This is a genomic window from Enterobacter sp. ENT02 (assembly GCF_019219165.1).
GTDB classification, from domain to species: domain Bacteria; phylum Pseudomonadota; class Gammaproteobacteria; order Enterobacterales; family Enterobacteriaceae; genus Enterobacter; species Enterobacter mori.
The window spans coordinates 85,259-103,268 of record NZ_JAHUWD010000001.1 but is presented as its reverse complement, the minus strand read 5'-3'; the positions used below and the strand labels follow the sequence as shown (position 1 = coordinate 103,268).

General features: G+C 56.8%; 18 protein-coding genes. 9 read left to right on the top strand and 9 right to left on the bottom strand.

The window, feature by feature from the left end:
• Window positions 1-16 precede the first annotated feature (16 nt).
• On the bottom strand, window positions 17-1,606 hold the full coding sequence (locus KW829_RS00400; RefSeq protein ID WP_218307368.1) for a methyl-accepting chemotaxis protein: 1,590 nt from the start codon (window positions 1,604-1,606) through the stop codon (window positions 17-19).
• A gap of 122 nt (window positions 1,607-1,728) precedes the next feature.
• Entirely contained in the window at window positions 1,729-3,117 is a 1,389-nt protein-coding gene (gene sad / locus KW829_RS00395; RefSeq protein WP_010431128.1) for a succinate-semialdehyde dehydrogenase, read from the bottom strand.
• A 99-nt stretch (window positions 3,118-3,216) separates the two neighbouring features.
• On the opposite strand from sad, the gene KW829_RS00390 reads away from it, so the two are divergent.
• On the top strand, window positions 3,217-4,095 hold the full coding sequence (locus KW829_RS00390; protein ID WP_010431127.1) for a LysR family transcriptional regulator: 879 nt from the start codon (window positions 3,217-3,219) through the stop codon (window positions 4,093-4,095).
• Here KW829_RS00390 and KW829_RS00385 read toward each other — a convergent pair.
• The 4 genes from KW829_RS00385 to KW829_RS00370 form a co-directional block, all read right to left on the bottom strand.
• A complete protein-coding gene (locus tag KW829_RS00385; RefSeq protein ID WP_010431126.1) occupies window positions 4,049-4,531 on the bottom strand; it encodes a GNAT family N-acetyltransferase in 483 nt (160 codons plus the stop codon). The two genes, KW829_RS00390 and KW829_RS00385, sit on opposite strands and share 47 nt — an antisense overlap.
• A gap of 71 nt (window positions 4,532-4,602) precedes the next feature.
• Window positions 4,603-5,364, bottom strand: coding sequence for a DeoR/GlpR family DNA-binding transcription regulator (locus KW829_RS00380; RefSeq protein ID WP_120158143.1), 762 nt, complete (start codon window positions 5,362-5,364; stop codon window positions 4,603-4,605).
• A gap of 1 nt (window position 5,365) precedes the next feature.
• Complete coding sequence (locus tag KW829_RS00375) at window positions 5,366-6,352, bottom strand: D-threonate 4-phosphate dehydrogenase (RefSeq protein ID WP_218307367.1); 987 nt, start codon at window positions 6,350-6,352, stop codon at window positions 5,366-5,368.
• Window positions 6,345-7,562 carry a four-carbon acid sugar kinase family protein gene (locus KW829_RS00370; RefSeq protein WP_218307366.1) on the bottom strand — a complete coding sequence of 406 codons (1,218 nt, stop codon included), beginning with the start codon at window positions 7,560-7,562 and terminating at the stop codon, window positions 6,345-6,347. Before KW829_RS00370 ends, KW829_RS00375 begins: the two co-directional genes overlap by 8 nt.
• A 173-nt stretch (window positions 7,563-7,735) precedes the next feature.
• Between KW829_RS00370 and KW829_RS00365 the strand changes: the two genes are divergently transcribed.
• From KW829_RS00365 to KW829_RS00340, 6 genes are all read left to right on the top strand, one after another.
• Window positions 7,736-8,881, top strand: a complete 1,146-nt coding sequence (locus KW829_RS00365) for an iron-containing alcohol dehydrogenase (RefSeq protein ID WP_010431121.1) — start codon at window positions 7,736-7,738, stop codon at window positions 8,879-8,881.
• A 17-nt stretch (window positions 8,882-8,898) separates the two neighbouring features.
• Entirely contained in the window at window positions 8,899-9,783 is an 885-nt protein-coding gene (locus KW829_RS00360) for a dihydrodipicolinate synthase family protein (RefSeq protein ID WP_218307365.1), read from the top strand.
• A gap of 76 nt (window positions 9,784-9,859) precedes the next feature.
• Window positions 9,860-11,272, top strand: a complete 1,413-nt coding sequence (locus KW829_RS00355) for a sodium:solute symporter family protein (protein WP_010431119.1) — start codon at window positions 9,860-9,862, stop codon at window positions 11,270-11,272.
• A 1-nt stretch (window position 11,273) separates the two neighbouring features.
• Window positions 11,274-12,440 (top strand): exo-alpha-sialidase, encoded by a 1,167-nt coding sequence (locus KW829_RS00350; protein ID WP_218307364.1) that lies wholly within the window; start codon window positions 11,274-11,276, stop codon window positions 12,438-12,440.
• Window positions 12,437-12,907, top strand: coding sequence for a YhcH/YjgK/YiaL family protein (locus KW829_RS00345; protein ID WP_089598474.1), 471 nt, complete (start codon window positions 12,437-12,439; stop codon window positions 12,905-12,907). The genes KW829_RS00350 and KW829_RS00345 overlap by 4 nt, the downstream gene beginning before the upstream one ends.
• Before the next feature lies 1 nt (window position 12,908).
• Window positions 12,909-13,586: an SDR family NAD(P)-dependent oxidoreductase gene (locus tag KW829_RS00340; protein ID WP_218307363.1), complete on the top strand. Its 678-nt coding sequence runs from the start codon at window positions 12,909-12,911 to the stop codon at window positions 13,584-13,586.
• Here the strand turns inward: KW829_RS00340 and KW829_RS00335 are convergent.
• On the bottom strand, window positions 13,583-14,374 hold the full coding sequence (locus KW829_RS00335; RefSeq protein ID WP_126544663.1) for a PhzF family phenazine biosynthesis protein: 792 nt from the start codon (window positions 14,372-14,374) through the stop codon (window positions 13,583-13,585). The genes KW829_RS00340 and KW829_RS00335 overlap by 4 nt on opposite strands.
• 19 nt (window positions 14,375-14,393) lie before the next feature.
• Window positions 14,394-15,182, bottom strand: a complete 789-nt coding sequence (locus KW829_RS00330; RefSeq protein WP_218307362.1) for a PhzF family phenazine biosynthesis protein — start codon at window positions 15,180-15,182, stop codon at window positions 14,394-14,396.
• A gap of 171 nt (window positions 15,183-15,353) precedes the next feature.
• Between KW829_RS00330 and KW829_RS00325 the strand changes: the two genes are divergently transcribed.
• The gene (locus KW829_RS00325; protein ID WP_089598470.1) at window positions 15,354-16,550 is read left to right on the top strand and encodes a sugar transporter; all 1,197 of its coding nucleotides are present in this window, start codon (window positions 15,354-15,356) and stop codon (window positions 16,548-16,550) included.
• 95 nt (window positions 16,551-16,645) lie between these two features.
• On the opposite strand, the gene KW829_RS00320 is transcribed toward KW829_RS00325, so the two are convergent.
• Window positions 16,646-17,311 carry a MarC family NAAT transporter gene (locus KW829_RS00320; RefSeq protein WP_010431105.1) on the bottom strand — a complete coding sequence of 222 codons (666 nt, stop codon included), beginning with the start codon at window positions 17,309-17,311 and terminating at the stop codon, window positions 16,646-16,648.
• A 256-nt stretch (window positions 17,312-17,567) separates the two neighbouring features.
• On the opposite strand from KW829_RS00320, the gene marR reads away from it, so the two are divergent.
• Window positions 17,568-18,002 (top strand): multiple antibiotic resistance transcriptional regulator MarR, encoded by a 435-nt coding sequence (gene marR, locus KW829_RS00315; protein ID WP_010431103.1) that lies wholly within the window; start codon window positions 17,568-17,570, stop codon window positions 18,000-18,002.
• The last annotated feature ends 8 nt before the right edge of the window (window positions 18,003-18,010 follow it).

The window sequence follows — 18,010 nt, the reverse complement described above, 5'->3', positions numbered from 1 at the left end:
AGGCTTATATATTGCGTCAGGCGGGAAGACGAAAACGCGAGACGGCTTCCAGCAAATTATCGGACTCCTGATGCAAACGCGCAGAGGCATCCGACGCGTCAGACACCAGCGCATCCGTCTGCCGCGATACCTGATTCAGGGCGTGAAGCTGGCGAGTCATCTGATGAATACTCTCCCCCTGGCTCAGCGTGGCGTCTGAGATGTCATTCAGCAGGCTGCTTAAATTCGCCACCAGCCCGGTAACCTGCTGCAGGTTATCTTCCAGCCGGTTAACCGCTTTTGAGCCATCATGAATCCCCTGCAAAGAGTGATTGATCAGCGCCTGAATGGTCTGCGTAGAATGACTGCTTTTGCGGGCCAGCAGCCCCACCTCGCGGGCGACCACGGCAAAGCCGCGTCCCTGATTGCCCGCATGTGCCGCTTCAATGGCCGCGTTCAGGGCAAGAATATTGGTCTGGAACGCCACGCTGTCGATCATCGCTACGATCCCGCGCATCTCGGAGGATCGGTCAACGATCGCCTGCATGGAGGCATTCACCGTAGACATCATCTGGTCGCCGCCTGCCGCAGCCTGACGCGCCTCATCTGCGCGGGCGCTGGCCAGTTTCGCATAGCCGGTGTTGCCTTCAACATGCGTTTCCAGCGCGGCGATATTCGCCGTGACATCCTCAAGCTCTTTCGCCTGACGTACAGACTGCTGATACAGCTTCTGATTCCCCTGCGCCAGGGAGCCAATGTTCTCGACCATCGAGGTCGTGGCGTGGCTGACCTGCGATACCAGCTGCAGTAGCCCATGCTGTAGGGTATTAACACTGCCGCTGAGCTGACCCATCTCCCGGTTGAAGCAGGCTACACCTGGCGGTGTACCGGACAGATCCCCCGCAGAAAGCTGGTTGATATGTGCAATCAACCGACGCAACGGCGTAATGACCCACTTTGCCATCCCGAACCAGACCAGAATGGCAATCACCAGCAGAACGACGGGCGCAAACAGGAATAGCGTTTGCAGGCCTGAAAGCTGCGACACCAGCGTCTGCCGCCCTTGTAGGGCCTGTTTCTCGCTCAGTTGCTGGTAACGCGCATAGTTATCATTAAAGTCGGTCTGAAACGCCTGGGCGGGAACAGCAAAAAAGGCATCAATGGCGTTCGTTTTAATCAGCCCTTCCGCCTGCTCTTTAATGGCACCGTAGAAAAGCTGGTAGCTGTTCACCAGCGCCTCGTCTTTCGCCGGATGGAGTGCCAGCCACGCCGTCCATGCCTGATGAGAGTCGTCCAGCGCCTTTTGCGCCTCGTCCATCAGACTGTGCCAGCTCCCTTCCGAGCCGGTCTCCTTATCCTGCATAAACCAGACGCCGGAGCGGTTAAGCAAATCGCTTGCGGCCAGCAGGGAAACGCGCGCCTGATCCAGCTTGCCCTGCTGCTGATACGCCAGCTGGTTATGCTGTTCGTTGCGCTGGGCCTCTCTCAGAGAGGCGGTGAGCAGAAGCGTGGAGGAGAGTTGCAGTGTGGAGAAAAGCCCAATAATACAAAAAATGCCGGCCAGCAGACCAAATTGACGGGGGATGACGCGCTGCGCAATACGGCGAAAAATTTGCGTTAGGTTCATAATTTTCTTCTGTAACAATACGTTAGACGCGAGCGAGTCTACGAAACGAAAATGACAGAACCATTGCAGATACATGACAACGGCCCTCGTAATGAGGGCCGAAATTACAGATGGGCGATAAATTACACGCGATCCTTCCAGACCGTCTGCACGTTACAGAACTCATGCAAACCGAAATGTGAAAGCTCACGACCGAAGCCGCTCTTCTTCACGCCGCCAAAAGCCACGCGGGCATCGCTGGCGCTGTAGCCATTGATAAACACCCCGCCGCACTCCAGCTCGCGAGAGAATGTCTCCGCCAGCGCGTCGTTTGCGGTAAAGACCGTGGCAGACAGACCAAAGTCACTGTCGTTAGCCAGCGCTAAAGCATGCTCCGCATCCCTGGCGATCGTAATCGCCGCCACCGGGCCAAACAGCTCCTGGCGGAACGCGGTCATGTTCGGGTTGACGTTGCCGAGCACGGTTGGCGCGTAGTAGTTACCCTCACCAGCCAGTTTCTCTCCGCCCAGCAGAAGGGTCGCCCCTTCTGCCAGGGTGGCCTGCACCTGCTGATCCAGTTCATCACGCAGATCGAAGCGCGCCATCGGGCCAAGATAGTTCTCTTCCGTCTCCGGCGAGCCCATCTTCAGCGCCGCAACCGCGTCGACAAAGCGTTGGGTAAAGGCATCAGCCACCCCCTGTTCCACGATAAAACGCTTCGCCGCCGCGCAAACCTGTCCGGTATTTTGATAACGCCCCGCCACTGCGGCTTTCACCGCCAGATCCAGATCGGCATCGTTCAGGACGATAAAGGGGTCGGAACCGCCCAGCTCCAGCACGCATTTTTTAAGCGCCGCGCCCGCCTGAGCGCCAATTGCCGCCCCGGCACGCACGCTGCCAGTGACGGTAATCGCAGCGATACGGCGGTCGTTAATGGCCTGGCTGACGCCGTCGTTGGTGGCGTTTACCCAGCCAAATACGCCCTGAGGAAAACCGGCATCGGCAAAAATCTGCGCAATCAGATCCGCGGAGCCGAGCACGTTCGGGGCGTGCTTCAGCAGGTAGCTGTTCCCCGCCAGCAGAATGGGAACCGCGCCGCGCAGCACCTGCCAGAGCGGGAAGTTCCACGGCATTACCGCCAGAATCGGTCCCAGCGGACGGTACTCGATGACCGCGTTGTGATCCTCAACCAGCGTGGGTTCAGCATTCAGCATTGCCGGGCCATGTTCGGCATACCAGTCGCACAGGCTGGCAGATTTAGCCACCTCGCCGCGCGCCTGCAGAATGGGTTTACCCATTTCGCGGGACATCATCCGCGCCATCTCTTCACCCCGGTTACGCAAAGCCGCGCCCAGATCGCGCAGCTTCTGCGCGCGATGGGAAACGCTTTCGCGACGCCACTGGCGAAAGCCCGTATCGGCCTGGGAAATGGCGCGTTCTACATCGTCGGCTGTCGCCCAGGGATACGTGGCCAGGGTTTCGCCCGTCGCCGGGTTAACAGAGCGTGCATGAGTAGCAGATGAAAGGGTCATGATGTTCTCCTCGCAATAACAGTTGATTCATTGTGGCCCACTCTGCTATTTCTTAAAAATGAATAATACTGACCACCTTATTCACGAATCGAGAACGCTATGGACTTAACTCAGCTTGAAATGTTTAACGCCGTCGCGCTAACCGGCAGCATCACCCAGGCGGCGCAGAAGGTGCATCGCGTGCCGTCGAACCTGACCACCCGCATCCGCCAGCTTGAAGCGGATCTCGGCGTGGAGCTGTTTATCCGCGAGAACCAGCGTTTGCGCTTATCGCCAGCCGGGCATAATTTTCTGCGCTACAGCAGGCAGATCCTGGCGCTGGTTGACGAGGCGCGGATGGTCGTGGCCGGGGACGAACCGCAGGGGCTGTTTGCCCTCGGCGCGCTGGAGAGCACCGCCGCCGTGCGCATCCCGGAGAGTCTGGCGCAGTTTAACCAGCGCTATCCGCGCATTCAGTTTGCACTGTCCACCGGGCCATCCGGGACGATGATTGATGGGGTACTGGAAGGTACCCTGAGCGCCGCATTTGTCGACGGGCCGCTATCCCATCCGGAGCTGGAAGGGATGCCGGTTTATCGGGAAGAGATGATGCTGGTGACGCCCGCCGGGCATGCTGAAGTCTCAAAAGCCACCCAGGTCAGCGGCAGCGATGTTTACGCTTTTCGCGCAAACTGCTCCTATCGCCGACATCTGGAAAGCTGGTTTCACGCCGACAGAGCTACGCCGGGGCGTATTCATGAGATGGAGTCGTATCACGGCATGCTCGCCTGCGTGATTGCCGGGGCCGGCATCGCATTAATGCCCCGATCCATGCTGGAGAGCATGCCGGGGCACCATCAGGTTGCAGCGTGGCCGCTGGTGGAAAACTGGCGCTGGCTCACCACCTGGCTGGTGTGGCGACGCGGGGCAATGACCCGTCAGCTTGAAGCCTTTATAGCGCTGCTAAACGAACGTCAACCACCAGCGCCTTCTCCATAAACAGGCTCAGCGGGTCTTCGACGTACGGGGCAAACGCCGGACGCAGTTCGTATCCGCACTGCTGATACAGACGGATAGCGGCATGCTGTTTGATCCCCGTCTCGAGCCGGACGGTATGGCATTCCCGGCTCAGGGCTTCATCTTCAAGGGCGGCCAGCAGCTTTTCCCCAAGATGTTGTCCCCGATGCGTCGGGTCGATATACACCCGCTTCATCTCTCCCGTGCCGTCACCGTTCAGCACCACGGCGCCACACCCTACGGCATTGAGCTGTTGGTCGCGAATAATCATTAAAATTAGGGACGCGTCCGGCAGATTAGCCAAATCGAGCAGGTGGTTGCTTTCGGCGGGGTAAAGTTCGCTCTGATAGCGGTCAAGGGCCGCGATCAGATTAAGGATGTCGGGATGACGGGCAGACTCAGAGGTGATGGAATACATGGCAGGCTCCTTGCTATTTTTCTTTTAACATAGCGCAGACCTGCCAGGGGGCTACATAGTATTAACTTATGTCATGAGGCCAGCGTCAGTTGGACATCAAGCGCCCTCAGCTCGGCCTGTGTCGTCTCATCCAGCCTGCTGTCCGTGACGATATCCGTCAGAGTATGCAGATGTGCCACGTTAAACAGTGACCAGGCGCCGTACTTCGAACTGTCTGCCAGCAGTACGCGGCGCTTAGCGTTGGCGATCAAATCGCGTTTTAATGCCGCCTTCTCTTCCGTTGGCGAGGTGATCCCTCGGGTCATATCCCAGCCGTTACAGCTGACGAAAGCCACGTCCGGCCATACGTTTTGCAGCAAGCGACGCCCGTGTTCACCGATGCACGACTGGCTCGAATCGTCGATACGGCCACCAATAATCGTCACTTCGATTTGCCTAAATTCCGAGAGAAACAGCGCAATATGCAGGTCGCTGGTAATGACGCGCAGCGGCAGGTGCGTCAGTTGACGCGCGAGTTCAATCATCGTGGTGCCCGCATCCAGCACGACGGCATCTCCCGCCTTAACAAAGCTGGCCGCCACACTGGCAATAGCATGTTTCTCCGCCAGACTCCTCTGCATTTTTTCGTGCGTCGTGGGCTGGGAAGGAATAAACCGGTTAAGGGTAACGCCGCCGTGGGTACGGCTAATGACGCCCTCCTGGTCGAGCTTTATTAGATCGCGGCGGATGGTCGCCGGTGAGGCATCCGTGATTGCCACCAGCTGATCCACCGTCACCAGATTATGCCCTTTCAGGTAATCCATTATCTGCTCTAACCGGTTATATCCCTTCATATCATTCCCGTGTAATTTGCATAGCCAACTGGATAGACACCGTCATGCTCTCAGACTTCGCTTTGCCGGTCCACGCAATATCAAACGCGGTGCCGTGGTCTGCAGAGGTACGGATAAACGGCAACCCGGCGGTGATATTCACCCCGTCATAGAAGCCGAGTAATTTTAACGGAATATGCCCCTGATCGTGATACATCGCAACGACCATGTCATACATTCCTTCGTGGCATTGCATAAATACCGTATCCGGCGGACAAGGTCCGGTGACGTTTAGCCCCTGCGCTTTCATCGCCTCGACGGCGGGGCCGACAATCTTGATCTCTTCATCACCAAACAGGCCGTTCTCACCCGCATGCGGGTTCACACCTGCAACTGCAATGCGCGGATGATCGATTCCCACACGCTTCAGGAAGGTATCGGCAATACCGATCACGGTTTTTACCCGATCCTGACTGAGCGTATCAAGGAATTTGCGCAGCGCGATGTGGGTGGTGATATGAATCACCTTGAGTTGATCGGTATACAACACCATGGCGTAATCTCTGCTGTCGGTCAGATGTGCCAGCAGTTCAGTGTGGCCCGGATAGTGATGTCCGGCCAGATGCAGAGCCTCTTTATTGAGTGGCGCCGTTGCAATTGCCTTTACCTCACCCGCCATCGCCAGTTCGGTGGCTCGCTTCACGCAGCGATAAGCCAGATCCCCGGCCTGAGCCTGAACAACCCCCGGCGTTAACCCATCAGGATCCGCCAGCGGTTCGTCCAGCACGTTAATCACACCGGGCGCGAACTGCGCATCGCTGACTTTCTCAATCACACGCATATCGGCTTGCGCGGTGATCCCTTGCTTAAGCACCCGCTGTAGCGTACGGGCGCAGCCCACCACGACAACAGGTGAACCCGATAACTCGCCGTCAGTAAGGGATTTGATAATAATTTCCGGGCCAATACCCGCCGGGTCACCCATGGTTACAGCAATAATATTAGTCACTCATTCTCTCCTCGATAAAATGCAAAACCTCACGCAGCGTCTCTTCCTTTCCGAAGCCCCCTGCTTTGGTCATCACCGGCCGATGCCAGGCACAACCCATAAATCTGCCGTAAGGTACGCAATGTGCAATACGTCCCGTAATCTCAAAACCTTGTGCCTCAAGCGCGCTGGCAACGGCCATCGCCACATCGCCACCTGAAACGTACAGCGCATCCGGTGCCTGCTTTTCCAGCACTTCGCGGGTCAGCGTTCCCAGATAAGTACAAATCTTTTCACCCAGCGCCGCGCGGGTCATTCGATGTTGGCTGCAAATATCCTCAACGCGATGTCGGGACTCCCGATCCGAACAGGTCTGCACAATGCAGTGATGACCCGCCTGAAGCGCCTGAATTATTCGGATGAATGCGTCTGCCGTTGTGCCGTTAAGCATGTCGTTAACATCAATGAACACCCGCGACACGCCAGGTGCGTTAAGCGCAAACGCAATCTGACGCTGCGCGATTTCACTCATCGAGCCAACGACGGCCAGCAGCTGTTTGTGCCGGACCGGTGCAAGATGACGCGCCAGCGCATCGCACAACCCGGCCGATCCCACCAGCAGCGGCGTCTGCTCGCAGGTCAGCGCGGCGGCAATAACGGCATCCAGCTCACCCTCCGTCTCTGCATCCACAATCAGCACGTCATCCCCTTGCGCCAGCGCGGTTTCCAGGTCGTGTACGGTCACGGATTTGCCCGCCAGTCCGAAGAAGAGATCAACAATGTCAGCAGAAGGCACCGGCGTTTTCGGGTCGCTGGCAAATTCGGTTTCATTTACCGGGATGCCGTTAACCAGACACTGGCCGTGTCGCGTAATGCGCCCGGCTGCGGGATACGCTGGCGCAATGACGATCTGCCGTTTACCGCTCAGTGCCTGAAGGGCTGCGGTTTCAGCGCCCACGTTCCCGCGCAGCGTGGAATCAATCTTTTTAATCAGCCACCGCGCGTTCACGACATCCGCCCCGAGGCGCGCTATTTTTTCAGCCGCCTCTGATGCCCCCAGCGCCCGTGATTCGGTATTGATAACCAGCGCATCAGTGGGTTCAGTAGAAACCGTCTGGAACGCCACGCAGACCTTTTCCCCGCGAAGCGCCAGGCTGACGCCCGCATCGTTTGCGCCGGTAAAGTCATCTGCGACGACCACCACCTCTCTGTACAGATTGTTTGTTTTCATCCCCACTCCGGGTCCGTTCATCCTGTTAATGATTATATTCAATCACGATTGATTATATGTGAGCAAGATCAAGTTAATCAGTTTGCGAATAAATTATAAATTTAGCCACACGATGACCATAACTGATCTCATTTGAGCGAAATCAATCATGACCACCTGGACAGGAGAAGAATGTGGTAACCATCAACAGCACAATTATCAGCGGCGCTGGCGCTATTCCCGCCATCAGACCGCTGCTTCACGGTAAAGCGCACATTTTACTGGTCACAGACGGCAATATTTCACGTCTGGAGGCAGCAAAGCAGATCCGGACCCTTCTTGAAGAGGACAATCGCAGCATCACGATTATTGATAACGTGCCGCCGGAACCTTCGCACCACGATGTCAGCCAGGTGCTCGGCGGGTTAACGTCTTGCAAGTTCGATTTGATCGTGGGGATCGGGGGCGGCAGCGTGCTGGACGTCGCAAAGTTACTCTCCGTACTGTGTCATCCTCAGTCCCCGGGGCTGGATACCCTGCTAGCCGGGACAAAACCCGCAGCGCGGATTTCCTCCTTGCTGATCCCCGCTACGGCCGGTACTGGCTCCGAAGCCACGCCAAACGCAATTCTGGCGATACCGGAACAGAATACGAAAGTGGGGATCATCTCCCCCGTGCTGCTGCCGGATTACGTTGCGCTCCTGCCTGAACTCACTACCAGCATGCCCGCGCACATCGCCTCGTCGACGGGTATTGATGCGTTGTGCCACCTGATTGAGTGTTTCACGTCAACGGTTGCCAACCCGGTCAGCGATAACGCCGCGCTGACGGGACTGTCTAAGCTGCTGAACAATATTGAAACAGCCTGCGCCGAACCGGGTAATCTGCTGGCGAAGCTGGAGATGCTGTGGGCGTCTTACTACGGCGGGGTTGCCATTGCGCATGCAGGCACGCACCTGGTTCACGCCCTTTCCTATCCTCTCGGGGGGAAATATCACCTGCCGCACGGCGTGGCTAACGCCATTCTGCTGGCACCGTGCATGCGCGTAGTGCGCCCCCATGCGGTGACAAAGTTTGCTCAGGTCTGGGATCTCGTGCCCGGCGCGGATACCACCCTGTCGGACGAGGACAAATCCCACGCGCTGGTGACGTACTTTGCGGCGCTGGTTCGCCGCCTCAACCTGCCGGATAACCTTGAGACGCTGGGCGTACCGCGAGAAGACATTGCTTCCCTCAGTGAGGCCGCGCTTAACGTTAAACGCTTAATGAATAATGCCCCCTGTCAGCCAGACCGTGACGAGGTGCAGGCAATCTATCGGACACTGTTTCCCCAACATTAATATCGAAGGAGTGAGAAATGCGTAACACCATAAAGGGCGTACTGACGGCTATCGTCACCCCCTTTGACGCGGACGGCGACCTGAACTTACCGGGACTCACACGGCAGATCGCGCGTCAGCTGGATGCCGGTAATGGCATCTTTTGCGGTGGGACCAACGGCGAGTTTTTCGTGCTAAGCGAAGAAGAAAAAATTGCCGTCACCCGGCACTGCGTTGAAACCGTGGCGGGACGCGCGCCCGTTGTGGCCCATGCAGGAGAAATATCTACCCATCAGACCATCCGTCTTGGCAAACAGATCGCCTCACTGGGTGTGGATGCCGTATCGGTCATTACCCCTTACTTTGTTCCCCTAAAGCAAGACGAGCTAATCACGCACTATACGGCTATTGCCGATGCGCTGAGCGTGCCGATTTATCTCTACAACATTCCAGCGAGAACCGGTAACACCATTGAGCCAGACACCGCTCGCGCGCTGGCGGAGCATCCCAATATTATCGGTATTAAAGACAGTGCCGGTAGTTACGAGAGCCTGAGCGGATTCCTCAATGCGGTGAAAGACATTGACGGATTCGACGTGCTGAACGGCCCCGATTCGCTGATCCATCAGGGCTTTGTCGATGGCTGCTCCGCCTGTATTTCCGGACTGGCGAACGTGGCACCGGCGGCCATTAACGCCATCTGGTCACGCTTTAATGCTGGTGACATCGACGGTTCCCGCCGGGCTCAGGAAAGCGTCACCCAGCTTCGCACGGAGTTATACAGCGTCGCGTTTTCCCCCGCTGCAGTCAAAAAAGCGCTGCAGATTATGGGAGAAGACGTTGGAGAAAGCCGATACGCCGTGGCGTTTAACGCGCAACAGCTGCAACAGATACGCCAGATAGTGACAGCGTCACTGAATTAACCGGCGTCAGTTTCGTCAATAAGAATACCGGGTGCCTGAGGTGCCCAGGATTCACTCGCCCTGAAGAGAGGCAAAGATGAATAATTTTACCGCTGAAGATACCCTAATCATTGTCGGCATAGTGATTGTCTACATTCTGTTCACGACCTGGCTAACCTTCCGGATCCGCAGTAAAAACTCCGGTGATTTCATGGAAGGCTCCCGCGCAATGCCAGCATTTATTGTCGGGATCCTGCTCATGTCTGAATATATCGGCGCAAAATCCACTATCGGCACGGCGCAGGCCGCGTTTGAAGACGGGTTTGCGGCCTCCTGGTCCGTCATCGGTGCGGCGATTGGCTTTCCGCTGTTTGGTCTGTTGCTCGTCAAGCGCATCTATAACACCGGGAAAATCACCATCTCCGGGGCCATTGCCGAAAAGTACGGTAACAGCACCAAAAATATTATCTCCATCATCATGATCTACGCCCTTCTGCTGGTTAACGTAGGGAACTATGTCAGCGGTGCGGCAGCCATCTCCACCGTATTGAAGGTCAATTTGCCCGTTGCGGCGTTTATTACCGCTATCGTCAGCACCTTCTATTTCGCCTTTGGCGGCATGAAGGGTGTGGCGTGGGTGACGGTGCTGCACAGTGCGCTTAAATACTTCGGCATTCTGGTCATCATGGGCTTCGCGCTGTCTAAGACAGGCGGCTTCGCGCCAATGGTTGAAAACATGCCGGACTTCTACTGGACCTGGGATGGCAATATCGGTGCGTCGACCATTTTCGCATGGCTCATCGGCACCATTGGTTCCATCTTCTGTACCCAGTTTGTGATTCAGGCCATCTCCTCCACCAAAGACGTGAAATCGGCCAAACGTTCAACCTGGGTCGCGTTCTTCTTCTGTCTGCCGATTGCGCTGGCCATCGCGGTAATCGGCGTGGCGGCTAAATACCTGCACCCGGAGATTAACAGCCTGTATGCGATGCCGATTTTCCTGCAGGATATGAACCCGTGGCTGGCCGGTCTGGTCACCACCTCTCTGGTGGCGTCTATTTTCGTCAGCGTCAGTACCGTTGCGCTAGCTATCGCCTCCCTGGTGGTTAAAGACTTTTACGTGCCGATGCGCAACCCGACGCCTGAGCAGGAATTTAAGGCCACCCGCTGGATCTCACTGCTGATTGGCTTCCTGCCGCTGATTTTTGTTCTGCTGGTGCCTGAAGTCCTGAAGCTCTCGTTCTTTACCCGCGCCATTCGCCTGTCGATTTCCGTGGTGGCCGTTATCGCCTTTTACGCCCCGTTCTTCCGCAGCACCCGTGGGGCTAACGCTGGCCTAATTGGTGCCTGCGTCGTCACGTCGGTCTGGTATCTGCTTGGCGATCCGTTTGGTATCAACAATATGTATATCGCTCTGCTGACCCCAGCCGTCATCATGGTGATAGAGCGGCTTATTCCGGGAAAAGCGAACGCAAAAGCGCCCACCCCTGCAGAAAATAATGGAGTTTGATATGTCTGTAACCGTAACCCGCGACGGGATTGTTCGTCCGCACCCGCAGGACATTCACATGGAGACAGCCATGCTGCCTTCCTCTTGCCCACAAAACCATGCCGCAAACCTGCTGCCGCTGCCGGATGGCGCGCTGATGTGCGTCTGGTTCGGGGGGACGCAGGAAGGGATTGCGGATATCTCCGTATGGGGTTCACGCCTGACACAGGGCAGCCAGCAGTGGAGCGACGCGGTTAAACTCTCGGACGACGCGACGCGCTCTGAGCAAAACCCGGTCCTCTTCCTTGCCCCGGACAACGTGCTGTGGCTGCTGTGGACCGCCCAGATTTCCGGCAATCAGGACACGGCGATTGTGCGCTATCGCCAGTCACTGGATTTGGGCCAAACCTGGGGCGAGATTGATACTCTTCTCGATAAACCGGGCACCTTTATCCGCCAGCCGATAGTGGTGCTAGAAAACGGCAACTGGCTGCTACCGGTGTTTTACTGCCGTACACGGCCGGGGGAGAAATGGGTAGGTAACGACGATATCAGCGCGGTGAAAATCTCGGAGGATCGCGGAGAAACCTGGCGTGATGTTGTGGTGCCCGAAAGCCTGGGCTGCGTGCATATGAATATTACCCCGCTTCACAACGGCACCCTGGTGGCGCTGTTCCGCAGCCGCTGGGCGGACAATATTTATTACAGCCAGTCAACGGACGGCGGCGAAAGCTGGTCCGTACCGGAGCCGACGGCGCTACCCAATAACAACTCCTCCATTCAGGTAACGACGCTTTCGAGCGGTGAACTGGCGCTGGTGTTCAATCACATGAGCGCCGCCGGTGCGTTTGAGCGCCGGGCGTCTCTCTACGATGAAATTGATGATGGTGATGACCGTAAAGAGCCGGTCGTCACCCGCGGTCGTGCTGCCTTCTGGGGTGCGCCGCGTGCGCCGATGACCGTCGCCATTTCGCCGGACGGCGGGAAAAGCTGGCCGTGGCAGCGTAACCTGGACGAGGGGGATGGTTACTGTATGACCAACAACTCCATGGAAAAACTCAATCGCGAATTTTCCTATCCCAGCATCAAACAGGGATCGGAAGGCAATATTCATATCGCTTACACCTACTTCCGTCAGGCCATCAAATACGTGCGGGTGACGCCAGAATGGGTCAAGGGGCTAATATGATTATTGGGCATCTCAACGCCCTGCCACTGGCAGGGCTACCGTCGGCGTTATACGCCCTGCTTTCCCGCCCGGAGTGCACGCTCCCGGCTCTTATGGCGCGCGCGGATGGTCGCTGGCAACCGGAGAATAGCGAATGGTTTTGCCATATCGGGCCTGCCAGGACGCAGCCGCGTATCGAGCGGCACACGGAGTACCATCACCAGTGGGCAGATATTCAGGTTGTGTTAGCAGGCGAAGAATATATTCACGCCGGAGCACTTCCCATCGGGCGGCCGGGTGATGAAGAGCGCAAGCCAGATCTGTTTATTGCCTCCACCGCTGAACACAGCGTCGCTATCCGTCTCGGCGCGGGTGATTTTGCCGTCTTTTACCCTGGTGAGCCCCATCAGGCGCTGTGTGCTGCCGTGTCGCCCATGACCGTGCGCAAAGCGGTATTCAAAATTCCCCGCACGATGCTGGAGGTATGAGATGCGCCATGCTGTCGTTACCGGAGCCAGCTCGGGCATTGGTGAGGCGATCGTTAAACGTCTGCTGGCTGAAGGCTGGCAGGTGACCGGACTGAGCCGACGCCCCGTCACGCTGGAAACGTCCAGCTTCACCAGTCTGAGCCTTGATATCAGCAAGCCTGATGCGCTGATGGCCGTATTGCAGCCCCTCCCTCCGCCTCACGCGGTGATCCATGCTGCCGGAATGATGGCTGCCGCGCCTCTGGGGCTGCTGGAGTCTGCTACCGGTGACGCGCTCTGGCGGTTGCACGTGCAGGCGTGTGAAGTACTGTTTAACCACTTCGCACCCCGCATGGCGTCCGGAGGACGGTTGGTGGCGATAGGCAGCAGAACGTCACGCGGCGCAGCCGGACGTTCCCAGTATGTCGCCACCAAAGCGGCAATGGTTGGGATGATCAGAAGCTGGGCCGCCGAACTGGCCCCACGAGGGATTACCGCGAACGTGGTCGCTCCCGGTGCCACCCAAACGCCAATGCTCAGTTCGCCGGGGCGGGAAACCTCCCCGCCGAAATGTCCGCCGTTAGGGAGGCTTATCAGGCCAGAAGAGGTCGCCGGGTTGGTCAACTTCCTGTTGAGCGAAGAGGCCGCCGCCATTACCGGGCAAGAGATTGCGATCTGCGGCGGCGCATCGCTCAGCTAGCGCAAAAAGATCCGTCCTTTCAGATACAGCGTCGCCTGCCCGCCAATCAGCACGCGGTCGCCCTTTAACTCGCAGCGCAGATCCCCGCCACGGGCTGATACCTGGCGGGCATTCAGTGACGTTTTACCCAGTTTTTCGCTCCAGTACGGAATCAACATGCTGTGCGCCGATCCCGTCACCGGATCTTCCGGCACGCCTTCGCCCGGACAGAAGAAGCGGCTGACAAAGTCATACGCGTCCCCCGGTGCCGTGACGCAGACCATTTTATCCAGCGGGATCATTGCCGCGATATCCGGCGTTAAGGCTTCCACCTGCTGCTGGCTTTCCAGCACTACCATGTAATCGCGCCCTGCGCGGATCTCTTGTGCACCGCTGATGCCCAGCGCGCTAAAGAGTAACGCGGGCGGATTGTCGACAACCTCCGTCGACCATGCCGGGAAATTGAGCGTCAGCCAGTCTCCGTTGCGCTTCACCGTCAGGTCGCCAACAAAACGCGTCGAGAAGGTGATTTCGGTATGCGGGTAGTCGAGATATTCAAAAATGACGTGGGACGCCGCCAGCGTCGCATGTCCGCAGAGGTTAATTTCATCAAGCGTGGTAAACCAGCGCAGCTCAAAGCCGTTATCCGTACGCACGAAGAAGGCCGTTTCCGACTGGTTATGCTGCTTCGCCATGTTGAGCAGCGTCTCATCCGGAAGCCACTCTTCCAGCGGGCAAACCGCCGCCGCATTACCACCGAACGCCCTGTCGCTGAAGGCATCTACCAGATAAAAATCAATTTCCTGCATGGTCTCTTCCTCTTTTTTTCTAGCGCAGAAATACTGTGCCTTTCAGATATAGTGATGCCTGGCCGCTCATCATCACGCGCGAGCCTTTCAGTTCGCAGCGCACATCACCGCCACGGGCCGACACCTGGCGCGCAAACAGCGTCGTTTTCCCCAGCGTTTCACTCCAGTAAGGAATGAGCATCGTATGCGCAGAGCCGGTGACAGGATCTTCAGGTACGGCAACCCCCGGTGAGAAGAAGCGGCTGACGAAATCGTACTCACCCTCCCCACGAGCGGTGACGGCAACCTTGTGTTCACCTGGCGTCATCGCGGAATAGTTTGGCGTCACGGCTTCCACCTGCTCACGATTTTCCAGCACCACCACCCAGGCGCGTCCCTTTCGGGCCTCAACGTAGCGGTTGATCCCCAGCGCGGCGAGCATCTCTGGCGGCGGGGTCAATTCCTGCGTCGGACTGGCCGGGAAATCGAGCGTTATCCAGTCACCTTCCCGGCTGACCGTCAGGCGGCCCGAGGCGGTCTCAAAGTGAATGCGCGAATCCGGGTAGTCCAGCTCGTTAAACAGCACATACGCAGCGGCAAGCGTCGCGTGTCCGCAGAGATTGACCTCGGTTAAGGTGGTAAACCAGCGCAGCTCAATCCCGCCTTTACTGCACACGAAGAACGCGGTTTCGGACTGGTTATGCTGCTGCGCCATGCTGAGTAACGTCTCATCCGGTAGCCATGCCTTAAGCGGGCAAACCGCCGCCGGATTGCCACCAAATGAGGTATCACTAAACGCATCTACCAGATAAAAATCAATCTCCTGCATCGACTTACCGCCTGTTATCGTTATGTTGTTCTTTATCTTCACGGAAAAGCTCGCCCGCCGCTACCGCTGTGGTACGGTAAATTTTGTGATTTAGGTCACATTATGGTTGAGTTTTCGCCGTTTAAAGCTTTAAGATCGTCTCCTCATCGTTAATCAATCCCAGACATCTTTATGACAACAAACACGGTTTCCCGCAGGGTCGCGTGGCTACGTGTGGTCACGCTCGCCATCGCTGCGTTTATTTTCAACACCACTGAATTTGTTCCGGTTGGGCTGCTGTCTGACATAGCCGACAGCTTCCAGATGGAGACGGCGCAGGTGGGCATTATGTTGACCATCTACGCCTGGGTGGTGGCGCTGATGTCGCTGCCGTTTATGCTGCTGACCAGCCAGATGGAGCGGCGAAAGCTGCTGATTGGCCTGTTTGTGGTCTTCATCGCCAGCCATGTGCTGTCATTCATGGCGTGGAATTTTACGGTGCTGGTCATTAGCCGCATCGGTATTGCCTTTGCCCACGCGGTGTTCTGGTCGATTACCGCGTCGCTCGCTATTCGCCTTGCACCGGCGGGGAAACGCGCGCAGGCGCTGAGCCTGATTGCCACCGGTACCGCGTTGGCGATGGTGCTCGGCCTGCCGATTGGCCGCATTGTCGGGCAATACTTCGGCTGGCGTACCACCTTCTTTGCCATCGGCATGGGGGCGCTGATCACGCTGGTCTGCCTCATCAAGCTACTGCCAACATTGCCGAGCGAACATTCCGGCTCGCTGAAAAGCCTGCCGCTGTTGATGCGTCGCCCGGCGCTGATGAGCATTTATTTGCTTACGGTGATTGTGGTAACCGCCCATTACACGGCCTACAGCTACATTGAGCCGTTTGTGCAGGTTGTGGCGGGCTTTAGCGCCAATTTCGCCACGGTTCTGCTGCTGATTCTGGGCGGCGCGGGCATTATCGGCAGTATTCTGTTTGGTAAGCTCGGCAACCAGCATGCGTCTACGCTGGTGAGCAGCGCCATTGGCCTGCTGCTGGCGTGCCTGCTGTTGTTGATGCCTGCCGCGGGCAGCGAAAGCCATCTGGCAATCCTCAGCCTGTTTTGGGGCGTAGCAATCATGATTATCGGTCTGGGCATGCAGGTGAAAGTGCTGGCGCTGGCACCGGATGCCACGGACGTCGCGATGTCGCTCTTCTCGGGAATTTTCAATCTGGGGATTGGGGCGGGCGCGCTGCTGGGAAATCAGATTAGCCTGCATGTGTCGATGTCGGCGATTGGCTATCTGGGGGCGATCCCTGCGCTGGTGGCGCTTATCTGGTCGCTGCTGATCTTCCGTAAATGGCCGGTGGCGCTGGAGGAACAGGGCCAGCACGGGTGAGGTTTGTTTGTGCCGGGTGGCGCTGCGCTTACCCGGCCTACGAAATCCGTCTTTTTGTAGGCCGGGTAAGGCGAAGCCGCCACCCGGCAATGACCTCAGTGGTAGGTCTTAATAATTTCCAGCACGCCGTTAATAATAAACTGCACGCCCATACACACCAGCAGGAAACCCATCAGACGGGAAATCGCTTCAATCCCGCCCTTTCCTACCCAGCGCATAATCGCACCGGAACTGCGCAGGGATGCCCACACGATAATACCGATAAGGGCGAAAATCAGCGGTGGCGCAACCGTCAGCACCCAGTCCGGGAAGGTGGAACTATCACGCACCGTTGAGGCGGAGCTGATGATCATCGCAATCGTTCCCGGCCCCGCCGTACTCGGCATCGCTAACGGGACAAAAGCAATATTCGCGCTGGGCTCTGTTTCCAGCTCTTCGGATTTGCTGGCCGCTTCCGGTGATTCATGCGCTTTTTGCGCGGGGAACAGCATACGGAACCCAATAAAGGCCACAATCAGCCCCCCGGCGATACGCAGGCCGGGAATCGAAATCCCAAAGGTGTTCATCACCAGCTGTCCGGCGTAATAAGCCACCATCATGATGGCAAACACATAGACAGAGGCCATCATCGACTGATGATTGCGCTCTGCGCTGTTCATATTCCCTGCCAGCCCCAGAAACAGCGCCACCGTCGTTAACGGGTTCGCCAGCGGCAGCAACACCACCAGCCCGAGGCCAATTGCTTTAATCAAATCCAACATAGTGCGTCGTTGTCCTTATCCATATTCATCCCCGCAATTATAGGGTGAAAGTGTGACATTCAGCCATGACCACAACGTAACCATTATTTTCTCACTGCAATGATAACCCTGCGTTATGTATATGATTTGAAAGCACTCAAAAAAAGTTCATGAAACGTTTTAGCAATTCGTGGCATCCGTCGATTCATTCAGTTGACTTATACTTGCCTGAGCAATAATATCTGCCGTGACTAAACTACTTGCCAGGGCAACCATTGTGAAAAGCACCAGCGATCTCTTTAACGACATCATTCCACTGGGCCGTCTTATTCACATGGTTAACCAGAAAAAAGATCGCCTGCTCAATGACTATCTGTCACCGCTGGATATCACCGCAACACAGTTCAAAGTGCTGTGTTCCATTCGCTGCGAAGTGTGTATCACGCCGGTTGAGCTGAAAAAGGTGCTCTCTGTCGATCTGGGTGCGTTAACCCGCATGCTGGATCGTCTCGTCTGCAAAGGATGGATAGAACGAAGCCCTAACCCGAATGACAAACGCGGCGTGCTGATCAAACTGACCAGCGACGGCGCGGCCATGTGTGAGCAATGTCATCAACTCGTAGGACAAACACTGCATCAGGAACTAACAAAAAACTTAACGGCAGATGAAGTGGCAACGCTTGAGCTTTTGCTTAAGAAAATACTGCCGTAAACAGAAAA

Excerpts from the sequence above, each read along its gene's own strand:
- KW829_RS00400 (WP_218307368.1), bottom strand. The coding sequence starts at position 1,606 with ATGAACCTAACGCAAATTTTTCGCCGTATTGCGCAGCGCGTCATCCCC.
- sad (WP_010431128.1), bottom strand. The coding sequence starts at position 3,117 with ATGACCCTTTCATCTGCTACTCATGCACGCTCTGTTAACCCGGCGACG.
- KW829_RS00390 (WP_010431127.1), top strand. The coding sequence starts at position 3,217 with ATGGACTTAACTCAGCTTGAAATGTTTAACGCCGTCGCGCTAACCGGC.
- KW829_RS00385 (WP_010431126.1), bottom strand. The coding sequence starts at position 4,531 with ATGTATTCCATCACCTCTGAGTCTGCCCGTCATCCCGACATCCTTAAT.
- KW829_RS00380 (WP_120158143.1), bottom strand. The coding sequence starts at position 5,364 with ATGAAGGGATATAACCGGTTAGAGCAGATAATGGATTACCTGAAAGGG.
- KW829_RS00370 (WP_218307366.1), bottom strand. The coding sequence starts at position 7,562 with ATGAAAACAAACAATCTGTACAGAGAGGTGGTGGTCGTCGCAGATGAC.
- KW829_RS00360 (WP_218307365.1), top strand. The coding sequence starts at position 8,899 with ATGCGTAACACCATAAAGGGCGTACTGACGGCTATCGTCACCCCCTTT.
- KW829_RS00355 (WP_010431119.1), top strand. The coding sequence starts at position 9,860 with ATGAATAATTTTACCGCTGAAGATACCCTAATCATTGTCGGCATAGTG.
- KW829_RS00350 (WP_218307364.1), top strand. The coding sequence starts at position 11,274 with ATGTCTGTAACCGTAACCCGCGACGGGATTGTTCGTCCGCACCCGCAG.
- KW829_RS00345 (WP_089598474.1), top strand. The coding sequence starts at position 12,437 with ATGATTATTGGGCATCTCAACGCCCTGCCACTGGCAGGGCTACCGTCG.
- KW829_RS00340 (WP_218307363.1), top strand. The coding sequence starts at position 12,909 with ATGCGCCATGCTGTCGTTACCGGAGCCAGCTCGGGCATTGGTGAGGCG.
- KW829_RS00335 (WP_126544663.1), bottom strand. The coding sequence starts at position 14,374 with ATGCAGGAAATTGATTTTTATCTGGTAGATGCCTTCAGCGACAGGGCG.
- KW829_RS00330 (WP_218307362.1), bottom strand. The coding sequence starts at position 15,182 with ATGCAGGAGATTGATTTTTATCTGGTAGATGCGTTTAGTGATACCTCA.
- KW829_RS00325 (WP_089598470.1), top strand. The coding sequence starts at position 15,354 with ATGACAACAAACACGGTTTCCCGCAGGGTCGCGTGGCTACGTGTGGTC.
- KW829_RS00320 (WP_010431105.1), bottom strand. The coding sequence starts at position 17,311 with ATGTTGGATTTGATTAAAGCAATTGGCCTCGGGCTGGTGGTGTTGCTG.